The 24,649-nt window shown below is 41.1% G+C and carries 18 protein-coding genes; 14 read left to right on the top strand and 4 right to left on the bottom strand.

Annotated features, from left to right (window positions below):
* Positions 1-131 precede the first annotated feature (131 nt).
* The 4 genes from ulaG to G7Y32_RS04995 all read left to right on the top strand — a co-directional run bounded on the left by ulaG (position 132) and on the right by G7Y32_RS04995 (position 6,090).
* A complete protein-coding gene (gene ulaG / locus G7Y32_RS05010; RefSeq protein WP_165211509.1) occupies positions 132-1,223 on the top strand; it encodes an L-ascorbate 6-phosphate lactonase in 1,092 nt (363 codons plus the stop codon).
* Positions 1,224-1,382: 159 nt separating this feature from the next.
* On the top strand, positions 1,383-3,746 hold the full coding sequence (locus G7Y32_RS05005) for a phosphoketolase family protein (protein WP_165211506.1): 2,364 nt from the start codon (positions 1,383-1,385) through the stop codon (positions 3,744-3,746).
* Positions 3,747-4,285: 539 nt separating this feature from the next.
* Positions 4,286-4,699 carry a MarR family winged helix-turn-helix transcriptional regulator gene (locus G7Y32_RS05000; RefSeq protein ID WP_165211503.1) on the top strand — a complete coding sequence of 138 codons (414 nt, stop codon included), beginning with the start codon at positions 4,286-4,288 and terminating at the stop codon, positions 4,697-4,699.
* A 17-nt stretch (positions 4,700-4,716) separates the two neighbouring features.
* A complete protein-coding gene (locus G7Y32_RS04995; RefSeq protein WP_241154207.1) occupies positions 4,717-6,090 on the top strand; it encodes an MATE family efflux transporter in 1,374 nt (457 codons plus the stop codon).
* Between the two features lie 897 nt (positions 6,091-6,987).
* Here G7Y32_RS04995 and G7Y32_RS04990 read toward each other — a convergent pair.
* The gene (locus G7Y32_RS04990; protein WP_165211497.1) at positions 6,988-9,372 is read right to left on the bottom strand and encodes a phosphoketolase family protein; all 2,385 of its coding nucleotides are present in this window, start codon (positions 9,370-9,372) and stop codon (positions 6,988-6,990) included.
* Positions 9,373-9,621: 249 nt separating this feature from the next.
* Here G7Y32_RS04990 and G7Y32_RS04985 point away from each other — a divergent pair, with 249 nt between their 5' ends.
* The 8 genes from G7Y32_RS04985 to ftsY all read left to right on the top strand — a co-directional run bounded on the left by G7Y32_RS04985 (position 9,622) and on the right by ftsY (position 19,103).
* Positions 9,622-11,571, top strand: a complete 1,950-nt coding sequence (locus G7Y32_RS04985; protein ID WP_165211494.1) for a BglG family transcription antiterminator — start codon at positions 9,622-9,624, stop codon at positions 11,569-11,571.
* 28 nt (positions 11,572-11,599) lie between these two features.
* Positions 11,600-12,076 (top strand): PTS sugar transporter subunit IIA, encoded by a 477-nt coding sequence (locus G7Y32_RS04980; RefSeq protein ID WP_165211491.1) that lies wholly within the window; start codon positions 11,600-11,602, stop codon positions 12,074-12,076.
* 15 nt (positions 12,077-12,091) lie between these two features.
* Positions 12,092-12,391, top strand: a complete 300-nt coding sequence (locus G7Y32_RS04975; RefSeq protein WP_165211488.1) for a PTS sugar transporter subunit IIB — start codon at positions 12,092-12,094, stop codon at positions 12,389-12,391.
* Between the two features lie 39 nt (positions 12,392-12,430).
* Positions 12,431-13,702: a PTS galactitol transporter subunit IIC gene (locus tag G7Y32_RS04970; protein WP_165211485.1), complete on the top strand. Its 1,272-nt coding sequence runs from the start codon at positions 12,431-12,433 to the stop codon at positions 13,700-13,702.
* Between the two features lie 68 nt (positions 13,703-13,770).
* Positions 13,771-14,838, top strand: coding sequence for a zinc-binding dehydrogenase (locus G7Y32_RS04965; protein WP_165211482.1), 1,068 nt, complete (start codon positions 13,771-13,773; stop codon positions 14,836-14,838).
* A 900-nt stretch (positions 14,839-15,738) separates the two neighbouring features.
* Positions 15,739-16,536 (top strand): Cof-type HAD-IIB family hydrolase, encoded by a 798-nt coding sequence (locus tag G7Y32_RS04960; protein ID WP_165211479.1) that lies wholly within the window; start codon positions 15,739-15,741, stop codon positions 16,534-16,536.
* A complete protein-coding gene (locus G7Y32_RS04955) occupies positions 16,537-17,358 on the top strand; it encodes a Cof-type HAD-IIB family hydrolase (protein WP_165211476.1) in 822 nt (273 codons plus the stop codon).
* A 62-nt stretch (positions 17,359-17,420) separates the two neighbouring features.
* Positions 17,421-19,103 (top strand): signal recognition particle-docking protein FtsY, encoded by a 1,683-nt coding sequence (ftsY, locus tag G7Y32_RS04950; RefSeq protein ID WP_165211473.1) that lies wholly within the window; start codon positions 17,421-17,423, stop codon positions 19,101-19,103.
* A gap of 546 nt (positions 19,104-19,649) precedes the next feature.
* Here ftsY and G7Y32_RS04945 read toward each other — a convergent pair.
* The 3 genes from G7Y32_RS04945 to G7Y32_RS10455 are packed head-to-tail and all read right to left on the bottom strand — an operon-like array spanning position 19,650 to position 21,500.
* Complete coding sequence (locus G7Y32_RS04945; RefSeq protein ID WP_165211470.1) at positions 19,650-20,462, bottom strand: TIGR03943 family putative permease subunit; 813 nt, start codon at positions 20,460-20,462, stop codon at positions 19,650-19,652.
* A gap of 1 nt (position 20,463) precedes the next feature.
* Entirely contained in the window at positions 20,464-21,366 is a 903-nt protein-coding gene (locus tag G7Y32_RS04940) for a permease (protein ID WP_003048814.1), read from the bottom strand.
* Between the two features lie 5 nt (positions 21,367-21,371).
* Positions 21,372-21,500 carry an SPJ_0845 family protein gene (locus G7Y32_RS10455; RefSeq protein WP_004226523.1) on the bottom strand — a complete coding sequence of 43 codons (129 nt, stop codon included), beginning with the start codon at positions 21,498-21,500 and terminating at the stop codon, positions 21,372-21,374.
* 596 nt (positions 21,501-22,096) lie between these two features.
* On the opposite strand from G7Y32_RS10455, the gene G7Y32_RS04935 reads away from it, so the two are divergent.
* Together G7Y32_RS04935 and G7Y32_RS04930 are read left to right on the top strand one after the other, a co-directional pair.
* The gene (locus tag G7Y32_RS04935) at positions 22,097-23,278 is read left to right on the top strand and encodes a hypothetical protein (protein ID WP_165211467.1); all 1,182 of its coding nucleotides are present in this window, start codon (positions 22,097-22,099) and stop codon (positions 23,276-23,278) included.
* A gap of 251 nt (positions 23,279-23,529) precedes the next feature.
* Positions 23,530-24,540, top strand: a complete 1,011-nt coding sequence (locus G7Y32_RS04930; RefSeq protein WP_165211464.1) for a hypothetical protein — start codon at positions 23,530-23,532, stop codon at positions 24,538-24,540.
* Positions 24,541-24,649 lie beyond the last annotated feature (109 nt).

Raw genomic sequence — 24,649 nt, 5'->3', positions numbered from 1 at the left:
CACTTTTTGTCAGATCTAACTCCAGTGACAGCCTAGTTTTGAACACAAAAAAGTGTGAGACTTGGTCTTTTTTTCAAGAAGCGTGGATACTATACTGAACATATAAGAAAAAATACTTTGGAGGTATTAAAATGGCTAATGTAAAAGATATTACACGTGAGTCTTGGATTCTTTCAACTTTTCCAGAGTGGGGAACCTGGCTCAATGAAGAAATTGAAGAAGAAGTGGTTCCAGAAGGCAACTTTGCCATGTGGTGGCTGGGTAACTGCGGTGTTTGGATCAAGACACCGGGTGGTGCCAATGTTGTCATGGATCTGTGGTCAAACCGCGGTAAACATACGAAACAGGTAAAGGATATGGTACGCGGTCACCAGATGGCTAATATGGCCGGTGTGCGCAAATTGCAGTCTAACCTGCGCGTGCAGCCCATGGTTATCGATCCTTTTGCTATCAACGAATTAGACTACTATCTCGTTTCTCACTTCCATAGTGATCACATTGATATCAATACAGCTGCAGCTATTGTCAATAATCCTAAGTTGGATCATGTTAAATTTGTCGGTCCTTATGAATGTGGTGAAATTTGGAAGAAATGGGGCGTTCCCGAAGATCGTATTATTGTTATCAAACCGGGCGAATCCTTTGAATTTAAAGATATTAAAGTAACAGCCGTCGAGTCCTTTGACCGGACCTGCTTGGTAACCCTACCGGTTGAAGGAGCAGACCAGCAAGATGGCGAATTAAAAGGTCTGGCTGTAACAGACGAAGAAATGGCTCGTAAGGCTGTCAACTATGTCTTTGAAACTCCTGGTGGAACGATTTATCACGGTGCAGATTCGCACTTCTCGAATTATTTTGCTAAACACGGTAAGGATTTCAACATCGATGTTGCTATTAATAACTATGGGGACAATCCAGTTGGGATCCAAGATAAGATGACGTCGATCGATCTTTTGCGGATGGCTGAAAATCTGCGTGCTAAAGTTATCATTCCAGTTCACTACGATATCTGGTCTAACTTTATGGCATCTACCGATGAAATCTTAGCCCTCTGGAAGATGCGTAAAGAACGTCTGCAATACCAATTCCATCCATTTATCTGGGAAGTCGGTGGCAAGTACACTTATCCACAGGATAAGGATAGAATCGAATATCATCACCCACGTGGCTTTGACGATTGTTTCGAACATGATTCTAATATTCAATTCAAGGCTCTGCTCTAATGTGACCCTTTGAAAATCCTAGATAATCGAGAAAAACTTGACTTTAGATGGGACTGAGACAAGAGTCTCAGCTCCTCTTTTATTAGTAAGAAAAAATCCAATATAAAGAGCTAAGCTCAAGTTATATGAGCTGGTTACTAAAAAGAAAGAAGTGATACTATGACAGAATTTGATAGCAAGGACTACCTCGCCAAAGTAGATGCTTGGTGGCGGGCAGCCAACTACATTTCCGTGGCTCAGATGTACCTAAAAGATAATCCCCTGCTTCGCCGTGAGGTAAGTAAAGAAGATGTCAAGGTTCATCCTATTGGCCATTGGGGGACCATCGCTGGACAGAACTTTATCTATGCCCATCTCAATCGTGTTATCAATAAATATGATTTGAACATGTTTTACATTGAGGGTCCTGGCCATGGCGGCCAAGTTATGGTGTCTAATTCTTATATTGACGGTTCCTACACCGAGCGCTACCCCAATATTACTCAGGATGAAGATGGCCTTAAACAGCTTTGTAAAATTTTCTCATTTCCTGGCGGCATTGCTTCCCATGCAGCACCTGAAACGCCGGGCTCTATCCACGAAGGTGGTGAGTTAGGTTATGCCCTGTCGCATGCGACAGGGGCTGTTTTGGATAATCCCGATGTCATTGCAGCGACAGTCATCGGTGATGGAGAAGCAGAGACAGGTCCGCTCAATGCTGGCTGGTTCTCCAATACCTTTATTAACCCAGTCAATGATGGGGTTGTTTTACCGATTCTTTATCTTAATGGCGGTAAAATTCATAATCCAACTATTTTATCCCGTAAGACGGACGAAGCATTAACCCATCTTTTCAAAGGACTAGGCTGGGAACCCTATTTTGTCGAAGGAAATGATCCTGAAGTCATTCATAGTCAAATGGCTGAAACTTTGGATAAGGTTATTGAGAAAATCAAGGCCATCCAAACTCAGGCCCGCCAAAAACCAGCCGAGGAAGCTCAGCAAGCCCAATGGCCTGTTCTTATTGTACGAACACCTAAAGGCTGGACTGGTCCTAAAGAATGGAACGGTGAACCGATTGAAGGAGGCTTCCGAGCTCACCAAGTTCCCATTCCGGTAGAAGCTGGACACATGGAACATGTCGATGCCCTGACAGATTGGCTCAAATCCTATCGTCCAGAGGAACTTTTTGACGAAAAAGGTTATGTAAAAGAGGAGATCCGCAGCCTCGCTCCAAAGGGAGACAAGCGGATGTCTATGAATCCTATCACTAATGCAGGGGTTGTCAAAAAGCTGAATTTGGCAGATTGGCGTAAGCATGCTATTGATACGTCAAAACCTGGCAGTGTCATGAAGCAGGATATGATTGAATTTGGTAAGTATGCGGCTGATTTGGTTGAAGCTAATCCTGATAATTTCCGTATTTTCGGACCGGATGAAACCAAGTCCAACCGCCTAAATAATGTCTTTACAGCGACTAATCGCCAATGGCTGGCCCCTCGTGACAACTCCTATGATGAATGGATTTCACCCGTGGGCCGGGTTATTGATTCCCAGCTCTCTGAGCATCAGGCAGAAGGTTTCTTAGAAGGTTATGTCTTGACCGGCCGCCATGGTTTCTTTGCTTCTTATGAATCCTTCCTGCGAGTGGTTGATTCTATGATTACGCAGCACTTCAAATGGCTTCGTAAATCCAAGACCCATACGGACTGGCGCAAAAATTATCCTTCCCTCAACTTGATTGCCACATCGACCGTCTTTCAACAAGACCACAATGGCTATACCCATCAAGATCCGGGACTGCTGACTCATTTGGCTGAGAAGACGCCTGAATATGTTCGTGAATACCTACCAGCCGATTCTAACTCTCTCTTTGCGGTCATGGAATACGCCTTAGCCGATGAAGATAAGGTCAATGTGATTGTCACTTCTAAGCATCCGCGTCCGCAGTTTTACTCTGTTGGGGAAGCGCAAGAGTTAGTCAAGGAAGGGTACAAGGTCATTGATTGGGCCTCTAATGACCACGACGGAGAACCTGACATTGTCTTTGCGGCTGCAGGAACTGAACCGAACTTAGAAGTGCTAGCTGGGATTTCACTTCTCCATAAGGCCTTTCCAGAAGTGAAAATTCGCTTTATCAATATTGTAGATATCTTAAAACTTCGTTCACCTAAGGTTGACCCGCGTGGGCTGTCTGATGAAGTCTTTAATAAGCTCTTCACCACAGATAAGCCGATCATCTTTGCTTATCACGGTTATGAAGGGCAAATTCGCGACCTCTTCTTTAACCGCGATAATCATCATGTTTATATCCATGGCTACCGTGAAAACGGGGATATTACAACACCATTTGATATGCGAGTCATGTCTGAGATGGATCGCTTCCATATCGCTAAAGAAGCAGCTCAAGCAGTCCTTGGGAATAAAGCTCAAAATTTTGCTCAAGAGATGGCAGACAAATTGGCCTATCATACCGCTTATATCCGTGAACATGGCGATGACATTCCAGAAGTTCAAAACTGGCAGTGGGAAAATATTAACTAATATTAGCAGAAGCAGGATTAAAATATGATCCTGCTTTTTTATAATCCATTTTACATCCAAGGTACAAATGATAAACGGCCACTATGTGAGTGTGCATGAACATCTAAATCTAGGAAATGTTCGGAAATCGTAATTAATTTTTGGATAGGATTAAGAAAGCTTTTTTGTCATGTCAACAAATATATATTACTCAGGGGAGCTGTTTCTTCTGGTTTTAAAAAAGTTTGGCATGTAAAAGGTGCATGTGGAACATAATTTAGCACTAATTAATTTTCCAATTTAATTTGACAATCGGTGAACACATTTTTAAAAACTCAAGTTTAAAAGTCTAGGTGCCTCGAGAAAAAGCAGCTGTTTTCGAATACTAACATTAACGGCTGGTCATTTTCATCGGTTCCAATTATCCAAAGCTCAGCTATTTGACAAATATGTTTACACGTATGGCATTCAATTTAATTAGATGGTAAGCACCTTTCTTGAAAATACATAGCTCCCTATGTTATTATAAATCGGCAGCCAGATGTTTTGGAGGAAGCAGTATGTCAGGTAGTATCGCGATTCAGTTAAAAAAAATCGTGCAGGATTTTGAAAATCTATCCAATAGGCGTTTACAAGCCTATCAACTAACCCATTCGCAGTTTAAAATTATCAAGTATCTCTATCGCCATCAGCACCCTCCTATCAATCAAGGCAATGTTGAGCGCTATTTTTCAATGTCTAATCCAACTGTAACTGGGATTGTGCAGAACTTGGAAAAAAAGGGCTGGCTGAGACGTCAGCCAGATCCGACTGACAGTAGAAGTAAACTGCTGATTTTGACAGAACAGTCACTGGCAAAAGAGCAAGAATTCAACCAACTCTTTATGGATATGGAAGAGGATTTGCTTGCTCCCTTAACGGTACACGAGCGTCATGCTCTAATGGCTTTATTGACAAAATTAAAACCACACTAGAAAGGAACAAGATGCCTATGATGCGAACTGAGAGGATTCCGAAACTTTTGAAAAGATTCGCTATTCCGGCGGTTATTGCTAACCTCATTAGTGCCCTTTATAATATTGTTGATCAGATTTTTATTGGACAGGGAGTTGGTTATCTTGGTAATGCAGCCACTAACATTGCCTTTCCGATTACAACGATTTCCTTAGCCATTGCTCTGATGCTGGGAATTGGAGCAGCTTCTAACTTCAATCTTGAAATGGGACGAGGAAACCCCGAAAAAGTAAAAAAGATGGTTGGAACGACTTACGGACTTTTGCTGATTATCGGTCTAATTTTTACACTTATTCTTTTGCTTTTCACCGAACCAATCATCATTACTTTTGGAGCAACAGGTGATATCCTTCACTATGCCAGCACCTTCGTGCGTATCACAGCCTTGAGTTTACCTTTTTTCTTTATCTCCATTGCTTGTAATGCTATTGTCCGGGCTGATGGCAGTGCCAACTACTCTATGATGGGAATGGTAACAGGAGCTATTCTGAATATGATTCTCAATCCTATTTTTATTTTTCATCTACACTGGGGGATTGCTGGATCAGCTTGGGCGACAGTCATCAGTCAGACCGTATCTGGCTTAATTTTTTTGGCTTATATTCCTAAATTTAAGAATATTAGCCTTACGGCTAGAGATCTCATTCCAAATGTAACATTATTAAAGCCTATCTGTGCCTTGGGATTGGGTCCTATGTTTAATCAATTTTCTGTAACGATTATTCAAATTACGACTAATAATTTATTGCGTATCTATGGTGCACAAGAGACGATTGGTTCCTCAATTCCTATTGCAGTTGTAGGTGTTGTTACTAAGCTTAATCAGATTTATATTGCTATTGTCATGGGAATCAGCCAGGGAGCTCAGCCAATTCAAGGGTTTAACTATGGTGCCAGAGCTTACGGCCGTGTTCGAGAAATTTATAGCTTGACAGTAAAATTGGTTACTCTGATTTCGATTAGTTTCTTCTTAATTTTTCAATGCTTTACAGAGCCAATTATCAGCCTTTTTGGAACTTCAAGTCAGGCTTATATGGATTATGCTACTCGCTATCTGCATATCTTTGCAGCTGTTCTTTTTGTCAATGGTTTCCAAATTGCAACAGGCCTCTTCTTTTCTGCCATCGGTAAGGCTAAGAAGAGTGCTGTATTGGTATTGACTAAGCAGATTGTGCTGATCTTACCCTTACTGGTCTTGATGACGGTGGTCTTTGGTGTCGCTAATATTATGATCGCCAATCCGATTGCTGATTTCTTATCCGCAGTTGTTGCTGTCTATTTTATCTATCGTGAATTCCAATCCATGCCCAAAGAGGACCGTCCATTTGAAACAGAGATAGTCTCTGGATAGTAGGAGAGACGTTATCGTTAATGTTAATCTTCTTTATCTCCTCAACGGCAATTCATATTTAGTCTGGATAAGTCCTGAGAGCTGTTTTTAAGAGAAACTATCAATCTTCTGTACGGACTTATGGCTATTATCAAAACTCGGTTTTAACTAGACCGAGTTTTTTTAGTAGTCAAAAAAGTTCAGTAGCTCCTGCTACAGTGCAAGCATCAGGGTGGACAAAGCTGCAAAAAAGAGAATGGGGCGGAACCGAGAGTGGGACTCAATCAGTAGAGAGTGGGACAAACAGCCATGATAGCTTAGCCCACACCCACAAAATATTGTAATCTCTGAAGATTACGTATAAAAAATCAGTAAATCGTGATAAAATCATGATTTTGATTTTCTTCGCTCGCCCATTTTAATGCTCAGGTCTCTGCCACTTTCTTATTTTTAGGTGGCAGGCTTTGGCGGTCTGTCAAAGTCCACTGGAGCATTTTGACACTTGCTTTGCAAGCTTTATTTCTCGATTAAAAAGCTCTCCCAGAGCTTTTTAGCCCACCTCCGCACAGTTGATTGGTACTAAAGTACCTAATAAACTGTGTAAAGATAAGATTTCTTGGCGTAGCCAACAAGTTTTGCTTCCAACCATTGCTCCGAGGGTTTATTCCAAAAGAAGGATACTAGACGAGTTTTGGTCCAGCCTCTTCTGTTAGGGCTTCAAACCAGTTTTTTCAAAGAGAAAAACAAGAAAACCACCAGCTCTAAGCTGGTGGCTAACAAGGCTTCAAGCTTCCACTTTAAACGCTATCCATTAAGCAGCGTTTACTGAGAAAGGACCAGAGTTAATAGAAGTTTTTCTTGATGATAGGGTACTGACCAGTGTGTTACTGGGACCTGTCCTATCCAATACAAGAACTTCTACTTGTCAAGATTTTCCCATTGCCAGTTTTGAACTTCCGGAATATCATCGCCATGTTCACGAATGTAATCCTTATGGTAAGCAACAGTTTCATCCATTTTAGCAGAAAACTCTTGTGCTTTCTCACCTAAAGTGGTGAGAGCTGCATCTTGCGCCAGATGGAAGCGATCAAGTTCAGACATAACTCGCATATCAAATGGTGTTGTAATATCTCCATTTTCACGATAACCATGGACATGGAGGTTATGGTTATGACGTTGGAAGAAAAGATCGCGAATCATTCCTTCATAGGCATGGAAGGCAAAAATGACAGGCTTATCTGTGGTAAACACCTTATCAAATTCTTCATCGGACAGACCACGTGAATCAACATCTGGGTGACGAAGCTTGAGAATATCCACTACATTCACAAAGCGAATCTTAAGGCTTGGGAATGTCTTGTGCAGGATAGAGATTGCTGCCAAAGCTTCTAAGTTTGGTTCAGTTCCTGCAGCTGCAAAGACAACATCAGGTTCTTCATTTGCTGAAACGGTCGATGCCCAATCAATAACTTTATAGCCTTTATCTACTAGTTCACTGGCCTCTTCTACAGAATAGAATTGTGGACGCGGATGTTTTGACGTGACAATCAAATTAATTTTATCTTCGTCCTTGAAGGCTTTATCCATAACAGCCAATAGGCTATTGGTATCAGCAGGTAGATATTCGCGGATGTATTCAGGTGTCTTTTCAGACAAGTGTGTCAAAACACCTGGATCTTGGTGGGTATAACCATTATGGTCTTGTTGGAAGACAGTTGATGTAGCAATCAAGTTGAGGGATGGATAATTTTTCCGCCAAGTCGTGTGAGTTTTTGACTTACGGAGCCATTTGAAGTGTTGGGTAATCATGGTATCGACAACACGCAAGAAGGACTCATAAGAGGCAAAGAATCCATGACGACCTGTTAAGACGTAGCCTTCTAGGAAACCTTCTGCTTGGTGTTCAGAAAGTTGAGAATCAATAACCCGACCAGCAGGAGAGAGCCATTCATCATAGGATGGATCGCGACGTCCCATCCACTGACGGTTGGTTTTCGTAAATACTTCATTAAGACGGTTGGATTTGGATTCATCTGGACCAAAAATACGGAAATTATCAGAATTAGCTTCAACTAAGTCAGCCGCATACTTACCAAATTCAATCATGTCTTGTGCAACGATTTCTCCCGGCGTCTGTATATCAAATGCCCGTTTTTTCCAATCAGCTGTATCCAGTGGCTTGATGACACCGGCATTTGTAATGGGATTCATGGACATACGGCGATTGCCCTTTGGAGAAAGAGCTGCAATCTCTGACCTTAGACGGCCTTGAGCATCAAAGAGTTCTTCTGGTTGGTAGGATTTCAGCCAGTCAAGCAGGGCATCGACATGTTCCATGTGATGAGAGTCTACTGGAATTGGAACTTGGTGAGCTCGCCAGCCGCCTTCAATTGGGGCACCGTTCCAAGATTTAGGACCAGTCCAGCCCTTAGGAATGCGCGCTACAATGACTGGCCAAGCAGGCATTGTAGCTTCATCAGCTGAACCTTTACGAGCTTGAGTTTGGATATTTTTAATTTCTTCAATAGCTTCATCTAATTTTGCAGCAAATAATTTGTGAGCGGCTGCATGGTCGTTAGCAAATGCCGTAACATCAGCAAAAATTGGCTTCCAGCCAAGTCCGGTAAAGAAAGCCTTCAATTCATCATCAGATTTGCGTTCAAAAATGGTTGGATTATGAATTTTACCGCCATTCAAGAAATGGATAGGGAGTACCGCACCATCATTGACAGGATTGATAAAGGTGTTTGACAACCATCCTGCCATGAGCGGTCCCGTTTCACTTTCGCCATCACCAATAACAGTTGCTGCAATGACATTGGGATTATCCAAAACAGCACCCGTAGCGTGGGACAGAGCATAACCCAATTCACCACCCTCATGAATAGAGCCTGGTGTTTCAGGAGCTGCATGTGAAGCAATTCCGCCAGGGAAGGAAAAGATCTTGCACAGCTGCTTCAAGCCTTCCTCAGTCTGTGAAATCTGAGGATTTAATTCGGTGTAGCTCCCATCGAGATAGGAGTTGGATACCATAACCTGACCGCCGTGACCAGGACCTTCAATGTAGAACATATCCAAATCATACTTGTTGATTGAACGAAGTAAATGGGCATAGATAAAGTTCTGTCCAGGCACGGTTCCCCAGTGTCCAATTGGGTGTGATTTCAAGTCTTCTGCAGCAACCTCTCGCCTCAGAAGTGGATTATCTTTAAGGTACATTTGCGCTGCAGAAATATAGTTGGCAGCCCGCCACCAAGCATCTACCTTATTAAGATAGTCACTAGAATCAAAATTTGTATTCATAATAAACCTCCTAGAGTTAATTGTTTTATTTTTCACAGGTAGAATATATCACTAACAATAGGAGAAGTCAAAAGCGCTTTCATGAATCAATCACACGGATGCAGCAGCGGTAAAAACCAGTATTATCAATGGTTTGACCCAAAATCACAGTAGATAAATAGCACGACTTCCACATTAATATGGAAGGAAGTTGATTTTGATTATGAAAGCGCTTATATTATAATGTCGTTGTGAAAAGGAGGTGTGAAAATGAACATCAGGCAGGTCGAAACACTCAGATACTTGCTGTCTATTGAGGACTATATCACGGCTAGCGACTTGTCTGCTAGGTATGGGATCTCAACGAAAACGATTTACACGGATATTGCTGTAATCAATGATGAACTATCTCCTTTTGGAATTGAAATTGAAAAAAGACCCAGAAGAGGGATTCGATTAGTAGTCGAGCCTAAAAAGATGGAACTGCTTGCCCACTATATTGAATCCAGCCGTTTGACTCAGTCGGAAGAAGCTAGCCAATTCCAAAGAGAATGCGATTTTTTAAAGAAGGTGATTCTCTATTCTGAAAAGGTAGAAATTGCAGACTGGTCGATCAGCCATTTTGTTAGTGAAGCCTCGACTCGCAGGGATATAGAGAAACTGGAAAAAAAGATTGCAAAATATAACCTAGGTTTTGTGAAAAGAAACGGAGAGATTTCGTTAAAGTATGTAAATGAAGAAGATGTCAGGAAATTTCTAAGAAACTATTTGATTCAGCATTTCGACCTAGAAAATAGGGAGAGTAGACTTAGTTGTCTAGAACGGTTCTTTGATAGTGAGTTAGTGGAGAATATCGACCATTATATTAATGATTCAGAATCAAAATATCAATTTATGATTAATGACTCTTATCGGGTTTACCTGATACTGGATCTCCTAATCAGTAGTTGTCGCTATAAAAGTGGACATCACATGCTCCAAGAGGAGCCTAAATTCTTGATAAAAAACTTATGCCAATATGAAGTTTATATCATTGCTGGTGACCTGCTTAGCAAGGTAACAGACATACCGATACAGATGTTAGAGTCTTCTGAAATACGCAGTATCTGTTTAACCATACTGTCAGTGGGCTATGAAGCTAAACCGCAGTCCTATATGGAAGTCTCAGAAACTGTTAAGCAATTTATTGATAAGGTTAGCCAATTATCTGGCGTTGATTTTACCAAGGATGAGCATCTTTTAAGGACCTTAGAAAATCATATTCAGCCGATGATTTTTAGGTTGCGAAATGACATTAATATAAAAAATCAAATTACAGAGGAGATAAAGTCAAAATACAGCGCTCTTTATAATATTGTTTGGCTGGCTTCCAGAATCATCTCTAAGCAGTATGCCATTAAAATTATTGACGCTGAGATTGCCTTTTTAACCATCTATTTTGAGATTGCGGTTGAGAAAATTAGTAAACCCCTCAATATTTACATTATCTGTCCCCATGGCTTAGCCACTTCAGAATTAATCATCAATTCAGTTAAAAAGCTAGTGTCGGGATTTGACAGATTGATTAGTGTTGATTGGAGAAAATTAAAGCAATCAGCTATTGAAGATGCTGACTTGATTATCAGTTCAGTTGAATTGGGAGAAACGCCCAAGCCCTATATCCTCGTCAGTCCTATTGTAACCGATATTGAGCGAGAAGAAATTCAAAAAGCTTATAACAAACTGACTGAGACGAATCGATCATCTTTAGCGTCATACTTATCTGTACAAAACAGGGAAGATGTGTCTAAAAAAATTATTTTAGATTTGCTCAACAATAATGTGATTATCCAGCAGTCTTGCAAAACGGTAGAAGAAGCTATTAAGAAGATGATTCATTTAGCTTTTCCCCAAAAGCAAGCGGCTAGGTCTATTCTCAAATCAGTTTTGTCACGTGAAAAATTAGGGAGTACGAGCGTATATACTGGTGTCGCTCTTCCCCATGCCGATCCTAGTGTTGTAAAAAATTCACATCTGGTGACAATGACATTAGACAAGCCCATGAAATGGGGACAAAATTTAGTCAGTGTTATTATCCTTATAGCTATTTCAGAGGATGATGAACAGGTGTATAAAAATGCTTTGATTAGTTTGTATTCGAGAATTAGTAATGTTCAATATATTGACAAATTAAAGTCTAGTAAGAGTAAGGAAGAGTTTGCTAAACGACTCTTTGAATAAAAGCGTTAATCATTAAAGGAGGTTATCAATGTCTGAAAATATAAAATTATTAGATTATCTAGATGAGCGTTTGATTTTTACTGGTCAATCATTTAAGGCGAGTACGGATTTATTTGAAACTATTTCTAACGTAGCGCTGAAGCTGGGAAATGTTAGGGAAGACTTTCTTCCTCGTGTTATGGATAGAGAAGCAAATTTTCCTACAGGAATCCAATTGGAAAATATTGGTGTTGCTATTCCCCACACAGATGCTGAATGCATTCTCAACGAGTTTGTCGCAGTAGTGGTCAATCAAAGCCCAACTATTTTTAAGAGTATGGAAGATCCTTCTCAGTCCGTTCCAGCAAGTATTGTATTTGTTTTAGGGCTGAATCAGCCGCATAAGCAACTGGAAATGCTTCAATCATTAATGGGATTACTGCAAAATGAAAAGTTATTATTTCAAATAGTAGCAGCAACTTCTGCAGAAGAAATACTAAAAATTGTAAAAACTAATAATTTATAAAAGGAGTTAACAACTATGGCAAAGGTAAAAGTATTGGTGGCTTGTGGAGCTGGAATTGCAACTTCAACAGTAGTCATGAAAAAAATTGAAGATCTTTTTGCAAATCATCAGATTGATGCAGAATTTCGACAAATAAAAATCGCCGAAGCATCCTCACTTCAAAATGATTATGACATGTTAATCACTACGACCATGCTTCCGACAACGTACGATATTCCTGCTATCAAGGCAATGTCCTTCTTAACAGGAATTAATCAGGCAAAAGCAGAAGAAGAAATTTTGAGTACAGTTAAACAAATTCAAGCAGGGAGCTAAATGCGATTGTATCTTTAAAATCCTAAGAGGAGGAAAATTATGAGTACATTAACAAATATAGTTCAAGGTATTCTAAATATGGGATCCAGTGTAGTCCTTCCCATTATTATTTTCATATTGGCAATGGTCTTTAGAGTACCTGTGAAAAAGGCTATTACCTCAGGCTTAACCGTAGGTATTGGGATGTTAGGGATCAATCTTGTATTGGGATTGTTATCTGACAATGTTGGGCCAGCGGCTCAGGCAATGGTCGAACGGATGGGTCTTAATTTAACGGTTGTTGATGCCGGCTGGCCCGCAGTATCAGCTGCGACATGGGCTCAGCCAATTGCCGCAGTGATGATTCCGGTTATCTTAATTGTTAACTTGGTAATGTTAGCCTTCAAGTGGACAAAGACATTAAATATTGATATTTGGAACTATTGGCATATGAGTGCTGCGGCCGCAACGGGTTATGTCGTTACAGGTAATTTCTTCTGGGGAATCCTTTGTGGTGTTGCCTATACCATTATTGTTCAAATTGTCGCTGATAAAACCGCCCCTTATGTTCAAGAATATTATGGATTAGAAGGGGTAGCCTTTACCACCGGTTCTGCACAGGGATATGGCTTGATTGGTATTCCAGTTGCTTGGCTAGTCAGTAAGATTCCAGGTATCAAAAATTGGCATGTAGAACCTGAAGCTATTCAAAAGAGATTTGGTATCTTTGGAGAACCAATGATTATGGGGATAATTATTGGTATCGTCCTATCCTTGCTGGGGGGCTACGATATTACGAAGACCCTGCAAACAGGGATGGCCATGGGAGCTGTCATGTTTATCCTGCCACGGATGGTAAAAATCTTGATGGAAGGATTGATTCCTATTCAGGAAGCTGCGCAAGCCATGTTGCAAAAACGTTATGAAGGCCGTGAAATTTTCTTGGGAATGGATGCCGCTTTGGCAACGGGCTCACCAGCTGCCCTGTCTACAGGTCTCTTAATGGTGCCTATCACCTTGTTCATCGCAATCATTTTACCAGGGAATCGGGTACTCCCATTTGCCGATTTAGCAACCATTCCATTTTTTGCAGCCTTAGTTGTACCAACACGCAAGGGTAACATTCTTCATTCGGTTATTTCTTTGACAGTGGTTATTACTCTGGCTCTGTGGATGGCAACAGATTTTGCTCCGGCGCTAACCCACATGTCCGAAGGTATTGTTAAGTTCCCTAAAGGCGCTGCTCAAGTTTCTAACTTTGATACAGGTGGTAATGTTTTAAATTGGATTTTCTTGAAATTGTCACAATTACTAAAGTCACTAGTTGGCTGATAGCTTAATCTTTATTAGAAGCTGCTAGTTAAGTTGAGAAATATTGTTTAAATTATGGAGGAATCAAAATGAGTATTGCTAAAAAAATGAAAGCTGTATTAAAATCAGAACCAGGTTATGATCACATGTCACTTGAAGAAATAGATGTTCCGGAAGTTTACGGGGATCGTGTCTTAATGAAAGTGGCTTACACTGGTATTTGTGGTACAGATATTCATACTTTTAAAGGAGAATATAAAAATGCTGTGACACCCCTAGTTCTAGGTCACGAATTTTCCGGTCAGGTTGTTGCTGTAGGGGAAGATGTTACAACAGTGAAAGTTGGAGATCGAGTAACAAGTGAAACGACTTTTGACACATGTGGTAAGTGTATCTATTGCCGAAATAAAGAGTATAATCTCTGTGAAAATAGATCAGGTATAGGGACGAAAGCTTTTGGTAGCATGGCTAATTATGTACTAACGAGGGAAGAAAGTGTTCATATTTTGCCAGATAATGTGAGTTATCAATTGGCTGCCATGTCAGAACCATTAGCTTCCTGTGTTCATGCGATGTATCAAAAGACTCCACTAACCTTGCATAATAGTATCTTGATTATTGGCCCTGGACCAATGGGACTTCTTTCCTTACAGATTGCGAAGGAGATTGGCGCTTTTACAATTGTATCAGGTACGACAAAGGATGAAGATCGCCTACAAATTGCGAAGGAGCTAGGAGCAGATATTGTTGTAAATACGCAAAAAGAAGATTTAGAGTCAATCGTTAAGAAAGCTACCAATGGCGTCGGGCTAGATATCGTATACGATTGTTCAGGTGCTATACAAGCTGTTAACGCTGCCTTTCCGTTGCTGAAAAAGGGAGGCACTCTCCAACAGGTCGGACTGTTTGCAAAAGATTTAAATGAGATGGACCAACGGACAATTATTCAGCATGAGGTTAATTATATTGGTTCACGTTCCCAAAATCCTTTTGATTGGGATATTGCAATCCATCTAGAAAGCAAGGGAGCTATTAATACTGAAAAAATGGTGACGGCTGTTTATGATTTAGAGCATTGGCGAGATGCTTTCGAAGCCATGATGGCAGGAAAAGAATTAAAAGTTTTGATTGCTTCTAACCCAGAAGAACTTTCCTAGCTTTGATAATACCGTATTATTAGGATTTAAGGTTATTAATGATAAGTTTGGGACAGGCAGCCATGATAGCCTCGCCCCACCTACAAAATAGTGTAATCTCTGAAGCTTACGTATAAAGGGATCTCAAACTCTTTTACTAGTGAGTTTAGTCAGTTTTGTTCCGCAGATACTAAACCAATAACAACCACCAGTTTATCCATACACTGGTGGTTTTAAGGTGTTTAAATAACCCTGATGATACCCTTCCGCATCAAAAAAAAGCTTCAAATGTCCCAGCGCAAAGGTCATCCAATTCCTGACTGATTTGTTCCATGATTGACTCGACTGTTCCTCTATCCTGGCCCTCAATCACCTAGTAAACCTCTGTTCGATACTGGCGTTATCATTATTGCCCTACAGATTAGATTAATAATCAGAGGAACAATTACACGAAAATAATACAGCAGGTGTTATTGCAGAGCTGATGATGTCCGAATGAAATTTACTATAGACTGTTTCAAAATAACTAGTCACTCCGACAAATTCCTCGTTACTTTAACTTATAAAACCTGCGCTTTTAAACGTCCTTACTTTGGGTAAAAAGTCTTCTGCACCCCAAAAACAGGCACCTAGACGATAGATTTTCTTCATATTTTCTTGCTTTCCTTCATTTAACTCAAGGCTGTTTGAACAGCACTCAACCAGTCATTGATGGCTGCCAGAAAAGCAAAAATTATTTGATCAAAATATGTATTAGTTGGTAACAAAAAGATAACAAATATCTGACAATAATGATAAGTTTCTCACAGATTTCTCAAAGGGCAGAAAAAAACGGGAAATTCTGTTACAATAATTGTAAGTGATTTTTAAGCCCGCTAGGACTGGTTTCTAACCAGTTGCTAGTTTAGTTGGGAGAAGACTGTGTCAAAAATAAAATTAATTGCAACAGATATGGATGGAACCTTCCTCAAGGGAGACGGCAGCTATGATAGGGAGCGTTTTAGCCGGCTTCTACCCAAGCTGAAAGAGCAGGACATCCTGTTTACAGTAGCTAGCGGTCGAGCTATGATTGCTTTGGAAAAGGTTTTTGCTGGTTTCGAGCAGGATCTGGCCTTCGTTGCAGAAAACGGTTCTTTTGTCCTTTATAATGATCGGGTCCTTTTTGAAGCTAAGATGGAGTCGGATTTTTATTTAAAAATTACCGATTTACTAGATAGCCTGCCTGATTTAACGGGTTATATGCTGTCTGGCCGCCGGGGGGCCTATGCCTTGGACACTGTTTCTGATGAGTATATTAATTTTGCTAAGGATTATTATGAAAATGTCCAGCGGGTTTCTAGTCTGGCTGATGTTTCTGATGATATTTTTAAGATTACGGTCAATTTCACTCAAGAGACCATTCATCAGCGGGAGGCTTGGCTAAATCAGCATCTAGATGGTGCAACAGCTATGACAACTGGTTTTGAGTCTCTGGACATTGTCCTATCCAATGTTGATAAATCAATAGGGCTAGCCGCTATGTGCCAAAAGCTTGGACTAGCTCCAGATCAAGTGCTGGCTTTCGGTGATAATATGAATGATTATCAGATGCTGGAATTTGCAGGTCAAGCAGTCGCAACAGCTAATGCCAGACAAGAAGTAAAGGCGATTTCTAATCAGGTTATCGGTCATTGTAACGAGGAATCTGTTATATCTTACATGGAAGGACTTGTAGAATAGATGTCGGGTATTAAACTATTAGCTCTAGATTTAGATGGCACTCTTTTTAATAGCAAGAAGGAAATAAGCTTGGAGAACCGTCGTGCCTTAAAGGAAGCCCACGATAAGGGAATCAAGGTTGTGATTACAACAGGCAGACCCCTTGCTGCTATTGGGAATCTCTTGGCAGATCTGGATTTAGTCAGTTCAGAAGACTACAGTATCACCTTTAATGGAGGTCTAGTTCAACGCAATACTGGCCAAATTTTAGCCAAGCACGCCTTGACCTTTGAAGATGTTGAGAAGATTCATGCTGTCTTGGAACCGCTCGGCCTGCCGGTCGATGTCCTCTCAGAAGGAATTGTTTACAGTGTTCCCAGTCGGGGTCAGAAGTCACTCTATCATCTGGCCAATCCTCTTCTGACTTTTGTCGAAATTCCTAGTCTAACTCAATTGCCTAGGGATATTGTTTATAATAAGATTGTCACCGTCTGTCCGGAAGACTATCTCGACCAAAGAATTGCTCAACTTCCAGATAGTTTGCGGCAGGACTATGAGGTCTTTAAATCACGGGAAATCATTCTGGAACTCATGCCCAAGGGCGTTCATAAGGCAGTTGGCCTGCAGCTGCTTTGCGACCGCTTAGGTGTAGAAGCCAACCAGGTTATGGCAGTCGGTGATGAAGAAAATGACCTAACAATGCTGAAATGGGCAGGATTAGGCGTTGCCATGGCTAATGGTGTCGCTTTAGTCAAGGAAACGGCTGATGTAGTAACGAGACGTACCAATGAAGAATCGGGTGTGGCAGAAGCTGTTGACCGCTATATTTTAGAAAAGTTATGACAAGCTTCTGATAAAAAAACTTGTCATGATTAAATAAAAGTAGAGAGAATAAGGAGATCTTTATGGGATTATTTGACCGCCTATTTGGCAGAAAAAAAGAGAAGCAAGAAGAAACAGAGCAAAATTTAGCAAGCTCTGAGGTTCTGGAAGACAGTGTCCAAGTTTCAGAAGAGCTAACCGTTGAAGAACAGCCATCGGATGCGGTTCAGGAGCACAACGATACAACGAATCATTCAGTATCAGAGGACCTTGTGCAGTCTCAAGATAAGACAGAAGTTATACCGGAAGCTCCAGACCCTTCTTGGGTCAAAGATGTTCTTGACTCTGAAAATTTTATGGCAGACTACAATGCCCTCAAATCTTCCTTAGCTGAGGATAATGATATTCTTTCAGAAGCGGTTAGGAGTTCAGAGGACACTGCCAGCCAAGAAATTTCTTCGGAGGTCGCTGAGACTGCAAAAAAGTTTGAACATGAGGAGCCTGCCGATGCGCTAAAGTCACCAGAGACGACCTCTTTAACGACTGACTACCAGCCTCAAGTAGTTTCTTCAGAAGCTTCGTTGACATCACAGTCGTCTCAAACCTACCAAGCCGCTGAAGATAAAGAAGCAGAACCAGTCCCTCAAGCGGGAGAAGCTGCCCAAGCAGCGGATGTTTCAGAGACAGCTCAGTCATCTGTATCTATAGCCGACCCAGTTCAGGGAGCGTCAGCTGTTCCAAGTCAGGAGCAGGAAAATCAATTGGATCAAGATTCAGCCAACGATTCTCAAGTACCCCAATCTGATTTGACGGTTGATTCAGCCAGCTTATCGACTCAAGAAACGGAGCAGGAGAAGTATAACCGTAGTTTGAAAAAGACACGGACGGGACTTGGAGCTCGCCTCAATGCCTTCTTTGCGAATTTCCGTCGGGTTGATGAGGATTTCTTTGAAGACCTAGAAGAAATGTTGATTCTCTCTGATGTTGGTGTGCAGGTGGCAACTAATTTGACCGAGGATTTGCGTTATGAAGTTAAATTAGAAAATGCCAAGAAGACCGAGGATGTCCGCCGAGTAGTCATTGAAAAACTAGTGGATATCTACGAAAAGGATGGTCACTTTAACGAAAAAATTAATTTTCAAGATGATCTGACTGTTATGCTTTTTGTCGGTGTCAACGGTGTTGGGAAAACAACCTCGATTGGTAAGCTGGCTTACAAGTACAAGAATCAAGGTAAGAAGGTTATGCTGGTTGCAGCAGACACCTTCCGAGCTGGAGCTGTTGCCCAATTGGTCGAATGGGGCAATCGGGTCGGCGTGCCAGTGGTTACGGGTCCCGAAAAGGCTGATCCTGCTAGTGTTGTTTTTGATGGTATGGAAAAGGCAGTAGCTGAAGGTGTTGATGTCCTAATGATTGATACAGCTGGTCGCCTGCAAAATAAAGAGAACCTCATGGCTGAGCTGGGGAAAATCAGCCGGATTGTCAAGCGAGTTGTGCCTGACGCTCCTCACGAAACCCTTCTGGCTTTGGATGCTTCAACCGGTCAAAATGCTCTCAGTCAGGCCAAAGAATTTTCAAAGATTACCCCTTTGACCGGTCTCGTTCTAACCAAGATTGATGGAACGGCCAAGGGCGGTGTTGTCCTAGCAATTCGTCAAGAGTTGGACATTCCTGTTAAGTTCATTGGTTTTGGTGAAAAGATTGATGATATCGGTGAATTTCATTCCGAAGAATTTATGAAGGGTCTGTTAGAAGGCCTGATTTAAGTAAATTTGGAAAGGAGCTGGCCATAAGCTTTGCATGGAATTTTCTACACGGATATTCGCCAATGTTTTCTGAGAGATCAGTATTGAATTAATTCATAAGTTTTGAATAAAGTGAAGAGGGTGGGACGACGAAGTCAATTTATATAAAAAATTGGCTCCTATCCCACCCTCTAGTTTTTATGGCTCTATAACTTCTGATGAGAATTTTCCTCACTGCAGTATAGAGCCAATGAAAAAGCCTGCCGCAGAAGGGCAGGCTTTTTTGGCTACCTAATCGCAAAGATAAGGTAGTTAAAGAAGTAGTAGTTAGGATGTAATATTTACGTATCAGATCACTCTTACAGGTCAAATTAGGAAAGAATGATTACATTGGAAAAAGAATAAAAGCAATCTAGAATATAATTTATAAATCTTACACCTAAGACTAGTATAGCTCAATACTAAAAGAAGGCGATAGGAAAATCCTAGAATGATATTTTTTTGTCTTGAAATGTCAAACAATAGTATTGCTATACTAGATTTTAAGACTTTCTTAATAGTCGTGGTTTAAAAGACGCGATAAACATAAGGGTTATCAGGCTGGCTGACGGCTTGGCACTTGGATATTTTCAGGACAGGCAGGCTCTGCTTTAGAGTCTGATTATACTCAATATGGACAGTGCCGGTAGCCTGAACCCAGGTGTTATTAGAATAATGCTGACTATTGCCAGTAGTTGACAAGCCATAAACACCGGAGTCAGCTATGCAGTGGATAATCCCAAAGCGAAAGAGGAATTGATGGTCCTTTTGTTTCGGATCATTGTAAACAAAACCTGTATAGGTAATGGTTTTACCAACAAAGCGGTCTGGATAGAGATAAATCAGCTCCATTACTTCCATATAGTTTTCAGTGGTAATCTCAATCCTATCCTCGTTTAAATAAGGTTTCATTTCCTTTTGCATTTCAGTCTTGTAAGCAGCCGAGGTGAAGTAGGCTGAGGTATCTGGCTTGAGGTATTGGACGGTTGTTCCATCAGCACTGGTTCCGCCAGATGATCCCTCTGCTAGAGGGAAACTGTAGCCTTTGGCCGAAACAGTTGTTGAATTAAGGGTGACTGTTGGTACTAAAAGTCCTACCAAGACCGGAAAAACTAGAATAAAAGGGCTGAATAATTTGGCCCAGCGTCCAGTCAGGTGACTGTGGGTCTTCATCTTTCTCATCCAGATAGTCAGCTGGACAACGGCCAAAAGAAAGGAGAGGATCATAGAAATATAGGCTAGGTAGGAGTAATGAATATTGATATACTGGTTGAGCTTACCTGATAACTGTAGATACATAGTCAACTCAAAATAACCCGCTAAAATCAGAAATCGAATCATTTTATAGCACCCCCACAAGTAGACAATAGATGATAATGACCGTGCTAGAGACCCCAACAAATTGTCCAATAAATCGGACCTTGAAGGACTTGAGCATCATCAGTAGGTTCTTAATGTCAACCATTGGCCCAATCAAGAGGAAAGCCGTTACTGGGCCAATGCCAAAAGTTGATAAGAGACTGGCTCCGATAAAGGCATCGGCTTCGCTACAGAGTGAGAGAATGAAGGCCATCAGCATCATGACTAGAATGGCTAATAGAGGTGTATGCCCAACTGTTCGTAATATCTGAGTTGGAATATAAATCTGCATGGCTGAGGCTACTAGACTACCAAAAATCAGATAACGACCGGTATCAAAGAATTCGTCAACAGCATGAGCCAGAGCGTGAAAGGCCTTCTTTCCCCAACTTATCTGGCTGTAATCTCCATGTTCGTGACTGACATAGTTATCCCTTAAGATATTATCGTTGACGAAGAACCCCAACAAAATCCCCAGACTAACAGCAACAATAATAGCGCCGATTAAGCGTAAGGTCAAAACATAGAAGGAATTTCCGAAGGCTGAGTAGGTCGCAAAAAGCACGATAGGATTAATAATCGGTGCTGTAGTCAAAAAGGGCACAGCCGTATAGCTGGGCACCTTCTTTTCCAAAAAACGAGTGATGATAGGCACAATACCACATTCACAGGATGGAAAAATAAAGCCAACGAAAGTACCAAAGAGAATGCGCAAAAATTTCTGTTTCGGCAGGTATTTATTGACAATATCAGGAGTCAGATAGACTTCGATAAAACCTGATAAAATGGAGCCTAAAAGTACAAAAGGCAGCGCCTCAATGATGATGGACAGGAAGATGGCCAACCATTGGAGGACGCTGTCTGGTAAGTTTTGAAAAATTGCCATAGTATTTAGTTCTTTTCAGATTTTTTTTCATCCTTTTTAGACTTGGGATCATTCCCACCCTCAAAATCAGGGAAGCTGGCAAAACCTTCCAGCATTTTTTCAAGCTCGTCTGTTTTCTTATATTGAATAGCCATAATAATAATCTCCAATCATTAGTGTCTGACCTTATTATACTATAAAAAAGCAAGTGGAACAGCTTTGAAATGCTAAGTGGATGAAACTCATCCCTTTGAAATGCAAAATCATACATCATTGATTCCAGCTTGACATACTTTTGAAGTTCTGCTTTATTCTTGAAGCTTCAACAGATTCAGGGCATGTTTTGCGGCAATCATCTGTGCAGTAAGGAATCCTCTGGTAGTCTTGATAGGCTGCTGGAGGTTTGTGCCTAGAAAATGGCCAGCGAAAATTCCCACCAGCAGTAGCCCCCAATGAATTGTGCAAGGCGAAGCCTTTATGGCTGTTCTGTCCCACTCTCCATTCTTGTTCTCAGTCACTGCGTCTTGCCAGTAAAGCGACAAAAATATATGAGACTGAGAACTATTGTCCGTGTTACTTTAAATTATTATTATTTTTCTCTTACAAGTGATTACTAAAGAGGCTTCAAACTGGAATTTGATGCGGTAAAAGCCAGTAAAGGCCTAAAGAAAAAATTAAGATTTTCACGACGCTTTCTTTATCTATGATATAATAGAAAAAGATTAAAAGGATATAAGGATTATTGATAAAGATGAATCAACAAGAATGGATAGCTTTGTTTGAATCGGTAAATGGCCGAAAGCCAACGCCTGATGAATTAGTAGCTGCTGCCAAAGCTGGTGTCATCCCCACTTCTAAGCATGGTAAATCCAAGGCTAAAGAAGAAGTGAAACAGAAGACCTCAGTAGCTCAAACGGAACGCCCGGTCTTTTCACGCCCAGCTCCTGAAAGAGATGAATTCGGACGAAAGATTAGCTCGTCCAAACTTTCTCAAGCTGAGCGGCCAAAGCCAACCCAAACGCAATCAACTAAGGAAGCAGAACCCAAGCCCAAACAGGTTAGCTCAGCCAGCTCGACAGGTCAGACTGTCAGACGTGCCAGCTTTGGTGGGGTCCATCAGGCCCCACAGGCTTCGGTAACATCAGCCTCACAGCAAGTTGCTGAGCCGGCACGGCAAATGAATCAGGAACCAGAAGCTACCACTAGTGGCCGCCAGACACAGCGAGGTTTTAATCAAACCAATCAGCCTCCAGTCCAGCCAGTTCAAAAGCAAAAGGCTAAGTGGCCAAAAGTCTTAGCCACTCTGGTTGCTCTCTTCTTCTTGGCCCTAGCTGGTGCTGGTGGCTATGCTTGGTGGCGTAACGATTCAGGAAATATCGAAGGAACTTGGGAACTAACCAATTGGCACTACTATAATCAAAAGAGCGGCAAATGGATTGATGCCCTCAACCAGTATGAAAAAAATGACTACAGCTATACAGACTTTGTAACGGTCGATGGTCAAAAACATTTTCAGGAGGACTCCTTCTATTTCAGCAATGACTACAAGTCTTATCCTAATGTTTCTCTGGCCAGCTATCTCGATAATATCTATCAGGTAGACCAGTGGAACAAGGAGATTATCATTGCTCCTTCTGAAAGCAACTACAAAACTCAAGTAACCAAGATTTTAAAGCAGGACCTTAAGGGGTACTACAAAAATAATAAAGGCACCAATGTCAATAAGGACATTTCCAGTATTATTGCCGGCTACAGCTACTCTAGGATGTACTCGGTTCAAGATGATGAATTAACGATTACCACTAAGGATAAATCTGGTCGGACCATCTCCAAGGCTGTCTACAAACGCCTATCCGCAACGAAGGCCAAAGATATGAAGAAAAACTTTAAGCGCATGCAGGCTAAGTTTGAAAAGAATTATCATATCAAATAAAAGAAGGCTGAGACACCCCCCTGCTTTGTTCTAACTATTCAGAGATATGCTAGCTTGATTTAGTATAGTTTGGCAGTCTATCCCGGCCTGCCGCCTTAAGATAGAAGAGTTGCAAAGGTCTGAGTCTTAAATAGAGGAGCGAAGAAGATTGGGATCGCCATTTCAAGACGATTTACAAATTTTTATTCTACTCTCAGCCTTATTTTGTTAAAAAGAAAAGAATAAAAATGAAACGGCAAGAGGGTTAAGAGATGGAAATACAGGAATGGAAAAGATTTTTTGAAAATGTTAATCATCGTCAACCCAGCCAAGATGAAATAGAAGCAGCAATAGAAGCTGGTGTAGTGTCACCGATGGGCAAGGCTTCTGAGCGCCTTAGCTCTGCCGAACTTCAGTCAGCCCTTTCTCAGTCAGCAACAGAGGGATTAAATCAAGGCTTTTCAGCTCAATCTCAATCAGCAGCCAATAATATTCAGCCTAGCTCCACAACTTTCTGGCCGTCCAATCCTCAGAACGAGGCTGAGTTTGGTTCGAACGTCAATCAGGTTCAACCTCAGTTTACTAGCATTTCAGCTCCAACCATGCCAGTCACCCATCCTAAGAAAAAGTCCAAGTGGCCTTGGGTGATTTTAGGGACCCTTGTTGGCCTTCTGATTTTAGTCGGTTTGGTCTTTAGCGGCTATGCCTGGTGGCGAATGGCATCTGGTAATATTGAAGGAACTTGGCAGATGACCAGTCAACAATATTATAATGATGGTGAGTGGGTGGATGCACTCAAGGAATACAAAGACCACGATTATACTTTTTCTAGCTTTGTAACGATTGATAGACAGAATAATCTCAATGAGTACACTTATTACTACGACAACGATTTAGAAAATTATCCAATCATTTCCGTTCAGACCTACCTCAAGAATTACTACCATGTTGATAAATGGAATAAAAGGATTACCGTTAGCCTATCCAAGTCAGATTTACGCGGAAAGGTCAAGAAGACCTTAAGGAAAAAATTCAAAGATTATTACCGTTATACTAATGAGAACAGTCTGGATGACGATTTGGAAAATATTATTGGAACTTACGATAATACTATTAGCTACACGGTAGATGGTGATCGATTGGAAGTTGTTACCAAAAATAAGAGTGGGAAAATTATCCAAAAAACTAGCTATAAGCGCTTATCATCCATCAAGGCCAGCGAGTTAAGGAAAATTTTCAACAATGTCAAAGCTAAATTTGAAGATAACTACAATATTCATTAAAATACAAAACATGTAGACGAGGGTTCTCGTCTTTTTTCATACCTAATTTTGTGATATAATAAATTGTCGTGAAGCCAGTGGTTTCAGCCAATTGCCAGCCAAGAGAGCC

The sequence above is a fragment of the Streptococcus tangpeifui genome (assembly GCF_011038795.1).
In the GTDB taxonomy this organism is placed as follows: Bacteria; Bacillota; Bacilli; order Lactobacillales; family Streptococcaceae; genus Streptococcus; species Streptococcus tangpeifui.
The sequence above is the reverse complement of the archived record's forward strand: the minus strand, read 5'-3'. Positions and strand labels throughout refer to the sequence as shown.